At 73.9% G+C, this 16,600-nt stretch carries 12 protein-coding genes and 2 pseudogenes; 6 read left to right on the top strand and 8 right to left on the bottom strand.

Annotated elements, in window-relative coordinates:
* Window positions 1-69 precede the first annotated feature (69 nt).
* The gene (locus tag ACWDZ4_RS25475) at window positions 70-2,238 is read left to right on the top strand and encodes a discoidin domain-containing protein (RefSeq protein ID WP_451510761.1); all 2,169 of its coding nucleotides are present in this window, start codon (window positions 70-72) and stop codon (window positions 2,236-2,238) included.
* Between the two features lie 138 nt (window positions 2,239-2,376).
* Window positions 2,377-3,468, top strand: coding sequence for a DUF1996 domain-containing protein (locus ACWDZ4_RS25470; RefSeq protein WP_451510704.1), 1,092 nt, complete (start codon window positions 2,377-2,379; stop codon window positions 3,466-3,468).
* Between the two features lie 102 nt (window positions 3,469-3,570).
* Here ACWDZ4_RS25470 and ACWDZ4_RS25465 read toward each other — a convergent pair whose 3' ends face one another.
* Together ACWDZ4_RS25465 and ACWDZ4_RS25460 are read right to left on the bottom strand one after the other, a co-directional pair.
* Complete coding sequence (locus ACWDZ4_RS25465) at window positions 3,571-4,611, bottom strand: LacI family DNA-binding transcriptional regulator (protein WP_451510703.1); 1,041 nt, start codon at window positions 4,609-4,611, stop codon at window positions 3,571-3,573.
* Window positions 4,612-4,673: 62 nt separating this feature from the next.
* Window positions 4,674-7,295 carry a glycoside hydrolase family 3 C-terminal domain-containing protein gene (locus tag ACWDZ4_RS25460; RefSeq protein ID WP_451510760.1) on the bottom strand — a complete coding sequence of 874 codons (2,622 nt, stop codon included), beginning with the start codon at window positions 7,293-7,295 and terminating at the stop codon, window positions 4,674-4,676.
* A gap of 395 nt (window positions 7,296-7,690) precedes the next feature.
* Between ACWDZ4_RS25460 and ACWDZ4_RS25455 the strand changes: the two are divergent.
* Window positions 7,691-8,060: pseudogene (locus ACWDZ4_RS25455) on the top strand (cupin domain-containing protein); the annotation flags it as partial.
* Window positions 8,061-8,284: 224 nt separating this feature from the next.
* Here ACWDZ4_RS25455 and ACWDZ4_RS25450 read toward each other — a convergent pair.
* Window positions 8,285-8,704, bottom strand: a complete 420-nt coding sequence (locus ACWDZ4_RS25450; protein ID WP_451510702.1) for a CBS domain-containing protein — start codon at window positions 8,702-8,704, stop codon at window positions 8,285-8,287.
* A 400-nt stretch (window positions 8,705-9,104) separates the two neighbouring features.
* Here ACWDZ4_RS25450 and ACWDZ4_RS25445 point away from each other — a divergent pair.
* Window positions 9,105-9,401: pseudogene (locus ACWDZ4_RS25445) on the top strand (ChaB family protein); the annotation flags it as partial.
* Between the two features lie 32 nt (window positions 9,402-9,433).
* Window positions 9,434-9,661, top strand: coding sequence for a DUF6480 family protein (locus tag ACWDZ4_RS25440; protein ID WP_451510701.1), 228 nt, complete (start codon window positions 9,434-9,436; stop codon window positions 9,659-9,661).
* A 67-nt stretch (window positions 9,662-9,728) separates the two neighbouring features.
* On the opposite strand, the gene ACWDZ4_RS25435 is transcribed toward ACWDZ4_RS25440, so the two are convergent.
* Together ACWDZ4_RS25435 and ACWDZ4_RS25430 are read right to left on the bottom strand one after the other, a co-directional pair.
* Window positions 9,729-10,538 carry an SDR family oxidoreductase gene (locus tag ACWDZ4_RS25435; protein ID WP_451510700.1) on the bottom strand — a complete coding sequence of 270 codons (810 nt, stop codon included), beginning with the start codon at window positions 10,536-10,538 and terminating at the stop codon, window positions 9,729-9,731.
* A gap of 92 nt (window positions 10,539-10,630) precedes the next feature.
* Window positions 10,631-11,377, bottom strand: coding sequence for an SDR family oxidoreductase (locus tag ACWDZ4_RS25430; protein WP_451510699.1), 747 nt, complete (start codon window positions 11,375-11,377; stop codon window positions 10,631-10,633).
* Window positions 11,378-12,046: 669 nt separating this feature from the next.
* Between ACWDZ4_RS25430 and ACWDZ4_RS25425 the strand changes: the two genes are divergently transcribed.
* A complete protein-coding gene (locus tag ACWDZ4_RS25425) occupies window positions 12,047-13,315 on the top strand; it encodes an MFS transporter (protein ID WP_451510759.1) in 1,269 nt (422 codons plus the stop codon).
* A 78-nt stretch (window positions 13,316-13,393) separates the two neighbouring features.
* On the opposite strand, the gene ACWDZ4_RS25420 is transcribed toward ACWDZ4_RS25425, so the two are convergent.
* The 3 genes from ACWDZ4_RS25420 to ACWDZ4_RS25410 all read right to left on the bottom strand — a co-directional run bounded on the left by ACWDZ4_RS25420 (window position 13,394) and on the right by ACWDZ4_RS25410 (window position 16,582).
* Window positions 13,394-14,464 (bottom strand): glycosyltransferase family 9 protein, encoded by a 1,071-nt coding sequence (locus ACWDZ4_RS25420; RefSeq protein ID WP_451510698.1) that lies wholly within the window; start codon window positions 14,462-14,464, stop codon window positions 13,394-13,396.
* A 73-nt stretch (window positions 14,465-14,537) separates the two neighbouring features.
* Window positions 14,538-15,941: a D-glycero-beta-D-manno-heptose 1-phosphate adenylyltransferase gene (rfaE2, locus tag ACWDZ4_RS25415; RefSeq protein ID WP_451510697.1), complete on the bottom strand. Its 1,404-nt coding sequence runs from the start codon at window positions 15,939-15,941 to the stop codon at window positions 14,538-14,540.
* On the bottom strand, window positions 15,938-16,582 hold the full coding sequence (locus ACWDZ4_RS25410) for a D-sedoheptulose-7-phosphate isomerase (RefSeq protein WP_451510696.1): 645 nt from the start codon (window positions 16,580-16,582) through the stop codon (window positions 15,938-15,940). Before ACWDZ4_RS25410 ends, rfaE2 begins: the two co-directional genes overlap by 4 nt.
* Window positions 16,583-16,600 lie beyond the last annotated feature (18 nt).

Here is a 16,600-nt window from a genome sequence, read left to right as displayed (position 1 = left end):
CCACGGGATGCCGGTGCCACCCCGCCCCCAACTCCGCCAGGAGCCCACGTGTTCAGACCCCCCGCACTCATGCCGGGCCGCCCCCGGGCCGCGACCCTGCTCCTCACCCTCGGCGCCCTGCTCGCTCCGTCGCTCGCGGTCGCGACAGCGCCGGCCGCCACAGCCGCCGAAGCGGCCGCGGCCGCCGACACCCTGCTCTCCCAGGGCAAGCCCGCCACCGCCTCCTCCAAGGAAGGCGACGGGCTCTCCGCCGGACAGGCCTTCGACGGCGACCTCACCGGCACCCGCTGGGCCAGCCAGTGGTCCGACCCGCAGTGGATCCAGGTCGACCTGGGCAAGAGGGCGAACCTCAGCCGGGCCGTGCTCACCTGGGAGGGCGCCTACGGCAAGGGGTACGAGATCCAGGCGTCGGACAACGGCACCGACTGGACCACCCTGAAGAAGGTGACCGACGGCGACGGCGGCACCGACGACCTCGCCCTCACCGGCGCCGGCCGCTACGTCCGGATGCTCGGCACCGCCCGCCCCGGCGGCTACGGCTACTCCCTGTGGGAGTTCCAGGTCTACGGCTCCGACGGCACGACGCAGCCCCCGCCCGGCGGCGCGGTCAAGGTGACCGGCACGCAGGGCGCGTGGCAGCTCACCGTCGGCGGACAGCCCTACACCGTCAAGGGACTGACCTGGGGCCCCTCCATGGCGGACGCCCCGAAGTACATGCCCGACCTGAAGTCGATGGGCGTCAACACCGTCCGCACCTGGGGCACGGACGCGAGCTCCAAACCCCTCCTCGACGCGGCCGCCGCGAACGGCCTGCGCGTCATGAACGGCTTCTGGCTCCAGCCCGGCGGCGGCCCCGGCAGCGGCGGCTGCGCCGACTACGTCACCGACACCACGTACAAGAACACCATGCTCACCGAGATCGCCACATGGGTCGAGACCTACAAGAGCCACCCCGCGACCCTCATGTGGAACGTCGGCAACGAATCGGTGCTCGGACTCCAGAACTGCTACAGCGGCACGGAACTGGAGGCCCAGCGCAACGCGTACACCACCTTCGTCAATGACGTCGCGAAGAAGATCCACTCGATCGACGCCGATCACCCCGTCACCTCGACCGACGCCTGGACGGGCGCCTGGCCGTACTACAAGCGCAACGCCCCCGACCTCGACCTGTACTCGATGAACGCCTACGGCGACATCTGCGGCGTCCAGCAGGACTGGGTGGAGGGCGGCTACACCAAGCCCTACATCATCACCGAGACCGGACCGGCCGGCGAGTGGGAGGTCCCGGACGACGCCAACGGCGTCCCGGACGAGCCCACCGACGTGCAGAAGCGCGACGGCTACACCAAGGCATGGGAGTGCACGACCGGCCACCGCGGCGTGGCGTTGGGTGCGACCCTCTTCCACTACGGCCTGGAGCACGACTTCGGCGGCGTCTGGTTCAACCTGATCCCCGACGGCCTCAAGCGGCTGTCGTACTACTCGGTCAAGAAGGCGTTCACCGGCTCCAACGCCGGTGACAACCTGCCGCCGGTCATCAGCGGCATGACCGTCACGCCCGCCGGGTCCGCCGCGGCGGGCAAGGAATTCACCGTCCGCGCCGACATCCGCGACCCCGAGGGCGACGCGGTGACGAACAAGATCTTCCTCAGCGGCAACTACGCCAACGGCGACAAGCGGCTCGTCCCGGCGCAGTTCAGGTCGACCGGCGCGGGCACCTTCGCGGTCACCGCACCCGAGAAGCTCGGCGTGTGGAAGGTCTACATCCAGGCTGAGGACGGGCGTGGGAACGCCGGCATCGAGACCAAGTCGGTCAAGGTCGTCGCCCCGCCGGTCTCCGGGACCAACGTGGCGCTGAACAAGCCGACCACCGCGTCCAGCGCGCAGGCGTCCTACGGCGACTGCCCGTGCCCCGCCTCGAACGCCACCGACGGGAAGACCGACACCCGCTGGGCCAGCGACTGGAGCGACCCGCAGTGGATCCGCGTCGACCTCGGCGCCCCCACCCCCATCCGTCAGCTCCAGCTCGTCTGGGACCCGGCCTACGCCAAGTCCTACGAGGTCCAGGTGTCCGACGACGGCACCAACTGGCGCTCGGTCTACTCCACGACCACGGCCAACGGAGACATCGACACCCTCGACGTCTCCGCCACCGCCCGCCACGTCCGCCTCCAGCTGACGGCCAGGGGCACCGGGTGGGGCTATTCCCTCCACGAGTTCGGCGTCTACAGCTGACCACGCCGAACCCCATGACGGGTGGCGGGGCCCGCCGCAAGGGCTCCGCCACCCCGGCATCACCGCACAGGTCCACCCCACCAGTCGCGTGGCGCCTTCACGGACACGCGAAACCACCCCCATGGGCAGGAGATCCCCATGAGATCGAGTCCGAAGCGACTCTCCGCACTCCTCCTCGGTACGGCCCTCATCGCCGGCGTTCTCGGGATCGGCACCTTCGCCTCCGCCGCGGACACGGGCGGTGACGCCCCGCTCGCCACCGCTGCGGTCGTCGACCACACCGGGCACACCATGGCCGCCTCCACCCAGGCGTCGGGCGACGACGCCGATGGCGACGGCTACATCCCCGCCGTCCCGCAGGTCACCGGCGTCACCCCGTCCACGGCCACCCCGCCCCCGGCCTACCATCACGAGTTCCAGGCCGGCTGCTCCGTAACCCACACCGCCCCGGACGACCCGATCGTCTACCCGGGCCAGTTCGGCAAGTCCCACGACCACACGTTCATGGGCAACACCTCCACCAACGCCGCCAGCACCACCGGCTCGCTCTACGGAGGCAACACCACCTGCAAGGCGCCCGCGGACGCCTCCGCCTACTGGATGCCCTCGCTGTACAAGGGCGACCAGAAGATCCTGCCCGTCGGCCCGCAGGTCATCTACTACAAGGCGGGTGTCACCGACTACCGGAGCGTGCGGCCCTTCCCCAAGGGACTGCGGTTCGTCGTCGGCAACCCGATGCAGACCGCTCAGGAGTTCCGCAACCACAAGGGCTTCGTCGAGGGCTGGGAATGCGGTGACAGCTTCTTCAACACCGACATCCCGACGAGCTGTCCGAACCGGCCCGACGTACAGCTCAACCTGCGCATGCAGGCCCCCAGTTGCTGGGACGGAAAGTACCTCGACACCCCGAACCACCAGAGCCACATGGCCTACCCGGTCGTCAAGCCCGGCACCAACGACAACATGTGCCCGGCCTCCCACCCGGTCGCCCTGCCGATGATCGAGTTCAAGATGGCATGGCCGGTCAACGGCGACATGAGCCAGGTCCGCCTGGCCAGCGGCCGCGGCTACTCCTTCCACTACGACTTCTTCAACGCGTGGGAGGAGCGCACCCTCAAGGCCATGGTCGACCACTGCATCGTCGGCGGCCTGCAGTGCGACACACGGGGCTTTGACCTGTACCGCCCCGAACGCGGCGCGGTGCTGAACGCGGACCACCAGCTGCCCTGACCCGTACCGCCTTCCCCGCCCCTGCTTCCCCGTTCACCGCGCCCGGCCCGTACCGTCCTCCCCGACGGCACGGGCCGGGCGTCCGTCCGCGCCGGACCGCCGCTAGGCCGACGCGCGGCGCACGAGCTCCGGTTCGAAGATCACCGAGGTGGGTTCGGTCAGCGTTCCCTCGATCTGTTCCTGGAGGAGGCGCGCCATCGTGGCCGCCATCTCCTCCACCGGCTGCCGGACGGTGGTCAGCGGTGGCCGGCAGGCGACGGCCGCGCTGGAGTCGTCGAAGCCGACCACCGCCACGTCCTCCGGTACGCGTTTCCCACCTTCGCGCAGCGCCTGGCAGACACCTTGCGCCATCAGGTCGTTGGCCGCGAACACCCCGTCGATCCCGGGGTGCTCGGCCAGCAGCCGGGTCATGGCCGACGCCCCGCTGTCGAAGGTGAAGCCTCCCTCGGCTATCGGGACGTAGGGGTGGCCGTGGCGGGCCATCGCGTCCTGGAAACCGGAGAGGCGGTCCTGGGCCGCGGGCAGGTCCAGCGGGCCCGTCACCGTGGCGGCCCGCCGGCAGCCGCGCGCCAGCAGATGCTCGGCGGCCAGCCGTCCGCCCTGCCGGTGATCGACGTCGACGTACGTGAGGGGGGCGGGCAGCGCCGGACGGGCGAACAGGACGCAGGGCAGGCTCTCGGCCGCGAGCAGCGCCGGCAGCGGGTCCTCGGCGTGGGTGGAGAAGACCAGCGCGCCGTCCGCGCTGCCCTGCCGCAGGTACGCCAGTACCTGCTGCCTGGCCGCCTCGGTCTCGGCGAACATCAGCACCGGGTACATGGAGCGCGGGCGCAGGAAACCGACGACGCCGCTGACCACCCGCCCGAAGAAGGGGTCCGCGAGCGCCCGGGCCGCGAACGCGTTCTGTTCGCTCTCCGAGTCGTCGCCCGCGCCGGAGACCACCAGGGCGATGGTCTCCGCGCGCCGGGTCACCAACGACCGGGCGGCGCGGTTCGGGGCGTACCCGGTCCGCGCGATCGCCTCCCGCACCGCTTCGCGGATGGCGGGGTCCACGTTGCGGATGCCGTTGACGACCCGGGAGACGGTCGCGCGGGAGACCCCCGCTTCCCGGGCCACGTCCTCAAGAGTGGGCGCCTTTCTGGTCATGCCCGCACCCTACCGCCGGGCCGCGCCCCTGCGGGAGCGCTCTCCGGAGCCGGTCTCCCAGGTCAGAGGCGTACGGTACGGGGCCGCCCGGCCTCGACGGCGGCGGCCAGCGGCAGTTCTCCCGCCGACGGTCCCACGAGCACCCGGTACGCTCCCGGCTCCACCCGCCAGCCGTGGTCCGCGGCGGACCAGTGCCGCAGCGCCCGCCCCGGCACCCGTACCCGCGCGGTGACCGGCTCCCCCGGGCCCGCTTCGACCGCGGCGTACCCGGCGAACCACCGGTGCGGACGCTCCACCGACGAGCCGGGGCGCGCGAGATACACCTGGACCACCTCGCGGCCGCGCCGCCCTCCCGTGTTGCGGACCCGGACGGCGACCGTGAAGGAGCCGTCGGATCCGTCGCCGGGCACCGCGCCGGACACCGTGCCGGAGACCTCGCCGGGCCCTGCGCCGGAGACGGTCATCTCCTCGTACGCCCAGGTCGTGTAGCCCAGGCCGTGCCCGAACCAGTACGCGGGCTCGCGCCCCTCGCGCAACCAGGCGCGGTAGCCGATGTGGAGCCCCTCGGTGTAGCCGAGCACGCCGTTCTCGGGCCGTGTCCCGGTGACGGGTACGTCGTCGAGCACCGCCCCCCAGGTGGTCGGCAGCCGCCCGCCGGGCTCGGCACGCCCGAGCAGCACGTCCGCGATGCCCGTGCCCCCTTCCTGCCCGGGGAACCACGTCAGGAGCACCGCCGCGACCTCCTCCCGCCACTCCATCTCCACCGGTCCTCCGGCGTTGACGACGACCACGGTGCGCGGGTTGGCCGCCGCCACCGCCCGCACCAGGTCGTCCTGGTGGCCGGGCAGCGCGAGGCCGGTGCGGTCCTGTCCTTCGGACTCGCTGTCCTCGGTGGTGCCGACGAACACGACAGCCGTGTCCGCGCCACGCGCCACCCGTGCCGCTTCGGCGACGGCCGAGGCGGGGTCCGGCACGGGCGGCCCCGCGGTCACCAGGGTGGCGCGGCCGCTGCCGGGCACGAGTTCGCGCCGCGCCACGACGCGCACCGCGCGCCCGGCCGTCATCCGCACGCTCCCGTAGTGGCACGGCGGGTTGACGTGGACGACGGCCGGATCGTCGCTCTCGCGCGGGAACACGCCGTCCACCAGGACCCGGTCGTCCACGGTCAGGGTCATGCGGCCGAATCCGCCGACACCGAGCGTCCATTCGCCCCCGGCGGCGGGCAGCAGCAGGGCGCTGATCTCGACGGTGTGCGCGCCCGCGTCCACGGGCGGCTCCAACTGCCGTCCCGAGAAGCGGTGTTCGGCGTACAGCTCGCGTCCCTGCGCGTCGAGCGTACGCAGCAGCACCCCGGGCAGCCCGCTGCGGGGGTCGCGGCATTCCGCGGCGGTCCCGAGCGGCGGCGGCTCCCCGAGGGCGGGGCCGGGTGCGTGGACGACGTGCGCGCGGCCGGCGAGGGCCGCCCGGATGCCCTCCAGGGGCGTTGTGACGGTGTCGGGGAAGACACCGGCGCTGCCGCCGCCCTGCGTCCTCGGTCCGGCGGCGTGTGCGCCGATCACCGCGACGGTGCGCACGGCGTCGGGGTCCAGCGGCAGCAGGCTGTCGTTGCGGAGCAGGACCGCGCTCGCGGCGACCGTACGCCGCAGCAGCGGACGTACGCCGCCGGGGTGCGGCGGGGGTGCGGGTTGCGGCAGGGGTGCGGGTTGCGGCAGGGGTGCGGGTTGCGGCAGGGGTGCGGGTTGCGGCAGGGGTGCGGGTTGCGGCAGGGGTGCGCCGAGCGGATCGAGCGCACCGACCCGGGCGGCGAGCCGCAGCAGGCGCCGGACCTTGTCGTCCACGGCTTCCACCGGGACCGCGCCCGCGCGCACCGCCGCGACCAGGGCGTCCGCCCACGTGCTCCCGGGCCCCGGCATGACCAGGTCCAGGCCGGACAGGGCGGACGCCCCGGTGGACCGCACCGCGCCCCAGTCGGAGATGACCACACCGTCGAAGCCCCACTCCCCCTTCAGCGGCTCGGTCAGGAGCGGGCTCTCCGTCATGGTGGCGCCGTTGACCCCGTTGTACCCGGCCATGACGAGCCGGACGCCCGCCTCCACCGCGGCCTCGAAGGGGGCGAGGTAGACCTCCCGCAGGACACGTTCGCCGACCCGGACGTCGACGGTCAGCCGTTCGGTCTCCGCGTCGTTCGCCACGTAGTGCTTGGCCGTGGCGGCGACGCCGTGCGCCTGGATGCCCCGGATCAGCGCGGCTCCGGTGCGGCCGGTGAGTTCCGGATCCTCGGAGAAGCACTCGAAGTGCCGGCCGCCCAGGGGTGAGCGGTGCAGGTTGAGCGTGGGCGCGAGCACCACGTCGACTCCCTTGCGGCGGGCCTCGGCAGCGAGCAGGCCGCCGAGCCGCTCGACGAGCCCCTCGTCCCACATCGCGCCGAGCGCGGAGGCGGAGGGGATCAGCACGGAGGTGTCCCGCTCGTCCCAGGCTTCGCCCCGCACACCGGCGGGCCCGTCGGATGTCGTCATCGGCCCCAGACCGACCGCCGGTTCGGGGCGCGTGCGCCACGTGGTGGCACCGGTGAGCATGCGCACCTTCTGCCGGAGATCCAGCTTGTCCAGCAGCCGGGCGAGCTCTTCCTCTTTCACCTGTCCGCCTCCTCGACGCCCGTTGGGAGAGCGCTCTCCCAGGATCATGACCAAGTCGACCAGCACCTGTCAACGGATCAGAATCCGCTCCTTGGCGCGTACCGGGTGATGGGGGTCGGGGTTTCCAGGGGCCGATGCGGTCCAGGCGGCGGCGTTGCTGCCGTGCGGTGGGCACATCGAGGCCCTGGCCGCGTCCGGTGGGGCGGCCGGCGATGTCGGCGCGCTGTTCGACGGGCTTGTGGTCGTCGTACCTGAACTTCGCCCGCACCTCGGTGACCTGAAGGCGCAGACCGCGGATGCCGGGCAGCATCCGGCCGTAGGGCGGCTGGCCGACGGTGACGGGGGCGCGTGGTCGCCGCGGGCCGGAAGGGGGCGAGCCGGCGGCGCAGCAGCTCGGCCCTGCCCTCCGGGTCGTCGACGACCGAGTCCAGGACGCCCGCGGCGGCCGACACCGGGTAGTCGTGGCCGCCGACGCCGTGATGCCGCTGTGGGCCGGGGAGCGGGGCAGCGAGGCCCGGCTCATGCTGACGACCTCGGGCCCGGCCCCGGTCGAGGTCTGGCGCTGGGAACTCGTACCGGGCGAGGAGTACCCCAGCCACCCCCACCAGGCCGGAGTCGTCGAAACCGTCAGCGTCACCGCCGGACGGATGACCCTGGTCGTCGACGGCACCGAGCACCCCGTCGAAGCCGGACAGACCGCCACCTTCGACGGCGACGCCCCCCACACCTACCGCGGCACCGGCACCGGCACCTGCCACCTGCCACCTGATCATGACCGTCCACCTGCCGCCCGGCTCCGCCTCCGCCACCTGACCCGCGCCGGGTCCCGGGCCGGCTCCAGGGCCCGCGCCCGGACCGGTACCGGCGCCCGGCGGGCCGGGAGCCGCGGGCTGCGGACTGCGGGCTGCGGACTGCGGGCCGCGGACAAGCCAGAGCCTCCGGTGGTGACCGGAGGCTCTGGCTCAGCGACTCCGCTTCGGGGGCGCTTGGGGTTGACAGGCCCACCCTGCCTTCGCCGGGCGGGTCACTGAGGCGGGTTACTGGTTGGGCTGGGCGGCGCTCACGTCGCCCAGGGCCGAATCGGGGTCACGTTCGATCGCCAGGTCGCCCAGGGAGACGATGCCCACCGCGGTGGCGCCTTCGACCACGGGCAGCCTCCGCAGGGAATGTTCCCGCATCAGTTGAATGGCGCGGTCGACTTCGTCGTCGGGTGTGACGGTGACGAGGTCGGGACTGCATGCCTCCTGCACGGTCGTGTCGCCGGGGTCCTTGCCTTCGGCGAGCACGCGCACCACGAGGTCCCGGTCCGTGACCAGCCCGCGCAGCCGGTCTCCCTCGGTGACCAGAACGGCGCCGATGTTCTCCTCGCGCATCCGGTGCGCGACCTCGCTGACCGCGGTGAGCGCGCCGACGGCAACGAGGTCGCTTGTCATGATTTCACGTACTTGCTGAGCCATCGATCTCTCCCATGCCTCCCATGACCGGGCGGCGCGAGCGTGGCCGCCCCGTTCCGTTTCACCCGGTGTCGGCACCGCGCCCAAGCGCGCGGAGGATGTCCTGGGCGTTCTCGTACTGCCCATCGGCCGGCGGCTTCGCCACCGTGTCGGCGGTGCGGTCCGGCGCGTCGTTCCCCCGCAGCGTCCGCAGCGCCTTCCCGCGGACGGCCGGACAGAGGCCACGGCCAGGTGCCGGGCCGCCTCCGGTCGGCGTTCACGTCTCCGTTCAAGTCTCCCTCGGGGGTACACGCGCCCTCGTGTCCCTCCCGGTTCCTGGGTGCCCCGACGGGAGCGACGTAATCGGAAGGTCTGCTTCCAGTGCACCGAGTGCACCGAGTGCACGCTGCCGTTCCCCCGGAATGGAGGGCGGGCGCACCGGGTGGCGTACAGCGCTCTCAAGCACACGCACGAGAAGGCCGGTGACCACTGGGAACGCAAGGAGAACCAGCGCAAGGGCCCGTCCGATCCGAAGGCGGCGGGACCGCGGCAGCAGGGCGGACGCAGTGGCGAGGGGGTCGACGAGCAGGCGTCGAAACAGCATCTGTACGACCTGGCCGAGCGGCTCGGCGCCGAGGGGCACTCGCGGATGAGCGGGTCGGATCTGCTGGAGGCCGTCCGCAAGGCGAACCGCGCGAAGACCCGTGAAGCCCGGTCGTAGTTAATCCGGGTCATTTCGGGCACCCGCTCCGCATGAACACACCACACAACCCCGATCCCGAGCCGGACCGGACCACCGGCCTCGAACCGGGCGGCTCGGTGCCTCCCGGCGAAACCCCTCCCGGTGAGTCGAGTACCGGTTCGGAGACCGGCCCGCGCGTCGAACCTCCACGTGGCTGGGCCAAGGGCCCGCTGATCGCCATCGGAGTGGTCGTGCTGCTTTTCGCAGCCTTCTTCCTGGTGTACGCGGTGCTCATCTAGCCGGGCTCCAGCCGGCCCGGCACCCGGCCGGGCGGTGCCTCATGGACGGTGCCTCACGGACGGCGTCTCACGGACGGCGCCAGGAGTCGTCGTCGAGGTGGGAGCCCGCCATGGGGCCCATGCGCAGCATTCCTCCGTCGACCGGCCATGACGCTCCGGTGACGTAGGACGCGTCCGGGCCGGCCAGGAAGGCGATGACGGAGGCGACTTCCCGCGCGTCGCCGGGACGCCCCAGGGGAATGCCACGGCGTACCTCGGTCCGTACGTCCTGGTCCTCCTGGCCGGTCATGGGCGTGGCGATCTCGCCGGGAGCGACGGCGTTGACGGTGATGCCGTACTCGGCGAGTTCGAGGGCCATCACCTGCGTCAGCAGGCCGAGACCGCCTTTGGCCGCGCAGTACGGCGCGGCGCCGACGCGGGGCTGGGTCTCGTGGACCGAGGTGACGTTGACGATCCGGCCACCGCCGCCCTGCCGGATCATGCGGCGCGCGGCCCGCTGGCTGCACAGGAACGGGCCGATCATGTCGACGTCGACGACCTGGCGGACCGTGGCGAGATCGAGTTCGAGGAACGGGGTCGCCGTGCCGGTCCCCGCGTTGTTGACCAGAACGTCGATACGGCCCAGGTCCTGGGCCAGCTGGTCGACCACGTCGGCGGCGTCGGGCAGCCGGGTGAGGTCCATGGCCGCGACGGCCGCGCGGCGGCCGTGGCCGCGCACCTCTTCCGCCGTGGCTTCGGCGCCTTCCCGGTCGCTGTGGAAGGTGATGCCGACATCCATCCCCTGTGCGGCGAGGCGGACGGCCGTGGCGCGCCCGATACCGGAGTCCGCGCCGGTGACGACGGCGACGGGCGGGTGTGCGTTCTGGGAGCTGCGCATGGAGGTCCTTCTCGTGTGCCGGACGGACGGTCGGACGGAAGTGCGGGCAAAGACGGGGGCGGGGCGGGGGCGGAAGCGGGGGTGGGGGCGGGTCAGGGCCAGGACGGCTCCCTGCGCGGTACGACGACCAGCTCGGACACCGCGCTGCCGACCGGGACCGACAGGGCGTACAGCACCGTGTCGGCCACGATGTCCGGGCTCTGCAGCATGGACACGTCGGCGTCCGGAAACCGTTCGAGGATGAACGGCGTCTCCATGCCGCCCGCGATGATCCCGGTGATGCCGATCCCCGGACAGTCCCGCTGGGCCTCCTTGAACAGGGTGTGGGTGAACGCGCGCAGGCCCGACTTGCCCGCCGCGTACGGGCCGGCCTCGGTCCAGGTGCGGTTCGCCGCCGTGGAGAGGATGTTGACGATGTGGCCGCCGCCGCGCGCGACCATGCGGCGGTAGGTCTCCAGGCACAGGTACACCGGCCCCAGCAGGTTGGTCGTGACGACCCGCGTCACCTCGTCGGCCGTCAGGTGCTCGATGGGCTTGGAGACGTCCACGGCCGCGTTGTTGACCAGGATGTCCACCGACTGCCCTTCTCCGTCCAGGTCCCTGAAGACCTCCGCGACCGCCTCGGAGTCGCGGACGTCCATCTCCACGAAGCGCGCGTCGCCCCCCCTTTCGCCCAGCTCGTTGCAGAGGTCCCGCGCCAGGTCCTTGCGCAGGTCCGCCACCAGTACGGACGCGCCGGCCCCGGCCAGCCGCCGGGAGATCGAGGCCCCCAGGCCCCGTGCCCCGCCGGTCACCAGTGCCCGCTTGCCGTGAAGGTCGACCCGCACTCCGCTGTCCATGCTTCTGCCTCTCCGTCGCCCTACACCTTCGTCGTGCCGGGCGGCCCGGTCTGCGCTCGGCAACCGCCCCGTATCCCACTGTGAGCTCCACGGACGCCTCCGGCACGCCGGACTACGCCGCCGCCCCCACCTCCCGTGTGGCCGCGGTCACGCTCCCGGAGCCCGGGGCCGCGCCGCTCCCCGGTCCTCGACGCCCTGTGAGCAAGCACACCAGCGGCACCGCATCCCTGACGGCACAAGGAATTCCCGCCCCGGGGACCCCTGTTGCCCAACGCTCCCGCCCCCGGCGGCCGGCCCCGTCTGCCACCATGGTCCGGGCCGTGCCCCGGAAGGACCCCGCCCCAGGAGGCGTCGGGTCCGCCCCCACGAACGGCACAGCACCAGACAGATCCGGTGGAGCGGCCGCGCAGCGCAGCCGGTGCCCGAGCTTCCGCCGTTCCGCCACCTGAGCCCCGGCTCGTCTGCGAATACCTCACTGTGTCTTCTTCTCCCGCCGGCTCCGTGCCCGCCCCTGTCCCTGTCCCCGCCGCCCCCGTGCCCGTGCCCGTCATGACGGGCACGGTTACGGGCCCCGCTTCCGCGCCGCCCGCCGGCCGGCGGCGCTTCGGCCGTACCGCGAAACCCGGCGGCGGCGACCACTCGCCGTGGCGGTCCCTGAAGTACCGCAGCATGCGCTGGTGGTCCGTCGCGAACTTCGTCTCCAACGCCGGAACCTGGATGCAGCTCACGGTCCAGAACCTGCTGGTGCTCCAGATCACCGGGTCGGCCGCCGCGACCGGGCTGTCCATGTCGGTCCAGGCGGCGCCCGGCCTCCTCATGAGCCTCGCGGGCGGCGCCGTCGTCGACCGCTGGCCGCGCAAGCTGACCGCCGCGGTCAGTCAGGCGCTCCTCGGTGCCGTCGCCTTCCTGACGGCCGTCCTGGTGGCGACGGATCAGCTCGGTCTCGGGGTCCTGATGGCGCTGGCCGCCGTCACCGGCCTCATCGCCACCGTCGACGGACCGGCCTGTTCGCTGCTGGGCAACGACCTCGTCCGTACGGAGGACGTTCCCTCCGCCATCGGCGTGGGTTCACTCGTGCACAACGCGGGCCGCCTCGCCGGCGCCGCTCTGGCGGGAGTGACGGTGGGCTTCCTCGGCACGGCCGCCGCATACGCCGCCAACGGTCTGTCCTTCCTCTTCGTCGCCTCGGTCGTCCCCTTCCTCCGTCCGGTGCACAAGGTGGTCCGGCGCGCCGGGAACGGCAGGCGGAACGCCGACCCCGCCGACCGCACGGACCACGCGGACGACGGCATGACCGTGCGCCAGGGCATCGCCTACTTCATGCGCCGGCCCCGGCTCGTCGCGCTCGCCGGCATCACCGGCCTCAGCGCGGTCTTCGGACGGAACTACGGGCTCACCCTGGCCGTACTCGTCACCGGCCCGCTGGCCGGCGGCGCCGGAGCGTTCGGCACCGTCTCCACCGTGCTCGCCGTCGGAGGCATCATCGGGGCGGTTCTCGGGGCCCGGCTGCGCAGGCCCTCCGTACGGCTCGTGGGCACGCTCGCGGCCGCCGGGGCCCTGCTGCAGGTGGTGGCGGGGTTCTCGCCGTCGCTCGCCGTGCTGCTGGTGCTCGTCCTGCCCATGGCCGTGGTGGAGTCGGTCTCCGACACCGCCGGGACGACCGTTCTCCAGACCGACCCGCCCGCCCACATGCGGGGCCGCGTCCTCGGCGTCTGGGGCACCATCCGTACCGTGTGGAGCCTCGCGGGACCACCGGCGCTGGGCCTGCTGATGGAGCTGGCCGGAGCGCGGGGCGCCCTCGTGGCCGGTGGCCTGATCATCGCCGGTGCGGTGGGGGCGGGCTTCGTACTCCGCGACCGCCGGTCCGCGCCGGCCGTGGTCCTGCGTACGGAGGAAGGCGTGGCGGCCGCGCAGCCGCGCCTGGGCACCGCCGCCTGAGTACCGGCGCCTCCCCTGATCACGACGGCGCCGGTGCGCGGGTGGTCCGCCCTCTGCGTCCGCTGCGCCCCCTGCCGCTCACCGCGACCCCTCCGGGACCAGCGACCGGTCCGTCCCCGTGCCACGGTCCGGCTCCGGCAGTGCGCGTACCGCGTCGACGACCTCGTCGACGGTGATGCGGAGCAGCCGTTCGTCCGGCAGGTGCCCGTGGGCGTCGCCGGGGCGCGGCGAGCCGTCGGCGCCGGGGTGCCACAGCACCCGGTGCCGTGCGCGGGCCGGCGGTCCCCACAGGCGCGGGGCGACCGGACCGAAGAGGACGACGGACGGTGTGCCGAGCGCCGTCGCCAGGTGGCCGAGCCCGGTGTCGCCCACCACCACGCAGCGGGCGTGCGCGACGAGCGCGGCGAGCCGGTCGAACGGCACGTCGCCCGCGCCGCCCAGTACCGCGTCCGGCGCCAGCCCCGCCCCCGCCGCCACGTGGCGGGCCAGGGCCCCCTCCCCCGCACCCGCGGTGATCACGACCTCGTGGCCCGCGCGGCGCAGCGCGCCCGCCACGGCCGCGAACCTCTCCGCGGGCCAGCGGCGGGCCGCCGCGTCCGCGCCGGGGTGCACCACGACCGCGCCCGGCGCCGGGGAGGGGGCCGCGGGCGGCGGGATCCGCAGGTCCTCGGGGTCCGCCGCGACGCCGTACCAGCCGACCAGCCGGCACCACCGGTCCCGCTCGTGTTCGTCGGCCCGCCACTGGGGGCCGGGGATGCCGGGCGTGTCGGGGTGGGCGTACGCGAAGAGCCGCCCGGGGTCCAGCCGCTGGAGCAGCAGATGGCTCGGCGGGCCGTTTCCGTGCAGGTCCACGGCGAGGTCGGGCGGCGGCCCGTCCCAGGCCAGTTCGGCGGGGACCGCGCGTCCGGGGGCGTACGCGGGCAGCAGACGGTCGACCAGTCCGGTCGCGGTAGCCGCGGCGGCCAGCCGCCCGGGCGCCGCCAGGACCAGTTCGTGTCCGGGCAGCTCGCGCCGCAGCGCCCGCAGGGCGGGCACCGCGGTCAGCAGATCACCCAGCCCGAGGGCCCGCAGCACCAGCACCCGGGGCCCGGACTCCGGGCCGGCCCGGCGGACGCGGGCGGCGGGCCGTTTTCCCTTCTCACCACTCATCTCCGGGGACGCCTCTCCTCGTTCGCGGTTCACGACGCTTCGGTCCTTCGGTCCTTCGGCCGGCTCCGTCCCGTCAGGGCGACGACGGCCGCAGCCGTACGGCGGCCCGCGCCGCCCGGTGGGCCAGCTCCGTGGTGGAACGGCCGACCAGGTAAGGGAGTACGACCGCCTGGCCGCCCCACGCGCGCAGGACCTCCGCCTCGGGAAGGTCCTCGACGGAGTAGTCGCCGCCCTTCACCCAGACGTCGGGCCGCAGCCGGCTGAGCAGCGCCGCCGGTGTGTCCTCCTCGAAGACCGCGACGGCGTCGACGCTGCCGAGCGCCGCGAGGACCCGGAGCCGGTCCGCCACCGGGTTGAGCGGGCGCCCCGGGCCCTTGCGGCGGGTGAGCGACGCGTCGGAGTTGACGCACACGATGAGGCAGTCGCCGATCCGCCGGGCGCTCTCCAGCAGCCCGACGTGACCGGCGTGCAGCAGGTCGAAGCAGCCGCCGGTCGCGACCACCGTGCCGCCGCGCGCCCTGACCCGCTCGGCGAGGGCGAACGGGTCCGTCTCGGGGGCCTCCTCCTCGGGGCCGGACGCGGTCTGCGTCCGCCACAGCTCCGGGTTGCCCGCACCGCCGGCGCCCACGAACGCGGCGGCCTCCGCGACGGCCCGCTGCACGGCCTCCTCCGGCAGGGCGCCGTCCGCCAGCGCCGCCGCCGTCGCGGCCGCGAAGCAGTCGCCCGCGCCGCACGGGTCGCCCTGGGCGCGGTACGGCGCCGGGACGAGCATCGGCGTACCGGCGCCCGGGCGGGTCAGCAGGACGCCGCGCTCCCCGAGCGTCACGGCGACGGCCGCCGCCCGCCAGCGCTCCGCCAGGTCGGCCCCGCGCCGTGCGTACGCGCGCAGGGAGTGGCCGTCGGCGGGACTGAGGGCGCAGGCCTCCGCCCCGTTCGGAGTGACGATCCTGGCTCCCGGCACCGGATCGTCGCCCTTGAGGTGGGGGTCCCACACCAGGGGCGTGCGGCGGGCCACGGCCGCCAGGTGCGGCCGTACGGCGCTCACCGTGTGCCGCCCGTAGTCGGCGACGAGCACGGCGTGGGCCTGCGCCAGCGCCTCGCGCACCGCCTCGTCCGGCTCACCGGGCGTGCCGCCGCCGCGGTCGATGCGCACCAGCGGACGGCCACCGGCCAGCACCCGCGTCTTCACCGGCAGGGTGCCGTCCAGCGGGATCTCCACCAGCCGGACCCGGTCCCGCAGGGCGCGGCGCACGGCTTCGCTGGCCGGGTCGTCGCCGAGCGCGGTCACCAGGGTCACGTCGCGCCCGCACCGGGCCGCCAGTACGGCGGCCAGTCCGGCGCCGCCGGGACGGCTCTGGTCGCCGGTGACGTCGACGACGGGGGCCGGTGCGTCCGGGGCCAGCCGGGTGGAGACGCCTTCGATGTCCTCGTCCAGCAGGACGTCTCCGACGACCACCAGCGGCTTGCGCGCGCTCATGACATCCTCCGGCGGGCCGCGACGGGCCGGGTCCCGGTCTTGGCGGGAGCAGGAGCAGGCGCCCCGCCCGCCGCGTCGAAGCACGCGCACAGCAGGTGCACGGCGACGAGGTGGGCCTCCTGCACGGTCGCCGTGGTGGCGGCGTCGACGCACAGCGCCTCGTCGGCCGCCTCGGCCAGCGGGTTGGGCCCCGGGCCCGTCAGCGCCCATACGCGCAGTCCGGCCGCCCGGCCCGTCACCGCCGCCGTGATGAGGTTGGCGCTGCGGCCGGAGGTGGACAGGAGGACGAGGACGTCCCCGGGACGGCCGTGGGCGGACACCTGCCGGGCGTACACCTGGTCGAACCCGTAGTCGTTGCCGATGGCGGTCACGCTGGAGGTCTCCGCGTGCAGGGCGATGGCCGAGTAGGCGGGCCGCTCCTTCCGGTACCGGCCCACCAGCTCCGCGGTCAGGTGCTGGGCCTGGGCGGCGCTGCCGCCGTTGCCCGCGGCCAGCAGGCGGCCGCCGACGGGGAGGACGGCGGCGAGCTCGCCTCCCCATGCGGCGAGCCGGTCGAGGCTCTGCCGGCGGAACCGGCCGAGGGCGTCCTGCAGCGACTGGCAGTGCCGGTGCGCGGCGTCGAGTACCTGGGATTCGTTCATGCTGGCCGGGCGTACCGC

This window comes from Streptomyces sp. NPDC003016 (assembly GCF_053591455.1).
The sequence above is the reverse complement of the archived record's forward strand: the minus strand, read 5'-3'. Positions and strand labels throughout refer to the sequence as shown.

Coding starts and splice junctions, on each gene's coding strand:
- ACWDZ4_RS25475 (WP_451510761.1), top strand. CDS start 70: ATGCCGGGCCGCCCCCGGGCCGCGACCCTGCTCCTCACCCTCGGCGCC.
- ACWDZ4_RS25470 (WP_451510704.1), top strand. CDS start 2,377: ATGAGATCGAGTCCGAAGCGACTCTCCGCACTCCTCCTCGGTACGGCC.
- ACWDZ4_RS25465 (WP_451510703.1), bottom strand. CDS start 4,611: ATGACCAGAAAGGCGCCCACTCTTGAGGACGTGGCCCGGGAAGCGGGG.
- ACWDZ4_RS25460 (WP_451510760.1), bottom strand. CDS start 7,295: ATGATCCTGGGAGAGCGCTCTCCCAACGGGCGTCGAGGAGGCGGACAG.
- ACWDZ4_RS25450 (WP_451510702.1), bottom strand. CDS start 8,704: ATGGCTCAGCAAGTACGTGAAATCATGACAAGCGACCTCGTTGCCGTC.
- ACWDZ4_RS25440 (WP_451510701.1), top strand. CDS start 9,434: ATGAACACACCACACAACCCCGATCCCGAGCCGGACCGGACCACCGGC.
- ACWDZ4_RS25435 (WP_451510700.1), bottom strand. CDS start 10,538: ATGCGCAGCTCCCAGAACGCACACCCGCCCGTCGCCGTCGTCACCGGC.
- ACWDZ4_RS25430 (WP_451510699.1), bottom strand. CDS start 11,377: ATGGACAGCGGAGTGCGGGTCGACCTTCACGGCAAGCGGGCACTGGTG.
- ACWDZ4_RS25425 (WP_451510759.1), top strand. CDS start 12,047: ATGCGCTGGTGGTCCGTCGCGAACTTCGTCTCCAACGCCGGAACCTGG.
- ACWDZ4_RS25420 (WP_451510698.1), bottom strand. CDS start 14,464: ATGAGTGGTGAGAAGGGAAAACGGCCCGCCGCCCGCGTCCGCCGGGCC.
- rfaE2 (WP_451510697.1), bottom strand. CDS start 15,941: ATGAGCGCGCGCAAGCCGCTGGTGGTCGTCGGAGACGTCCTGCTGGAC.
- ACWDZ4_RS25410 (WP_451510696.1), bottom strand. CDS start 16,582: ATGAACGAATCCCAGGTACTCGACGCCGCGCACCGGCACTGCCAGTCG.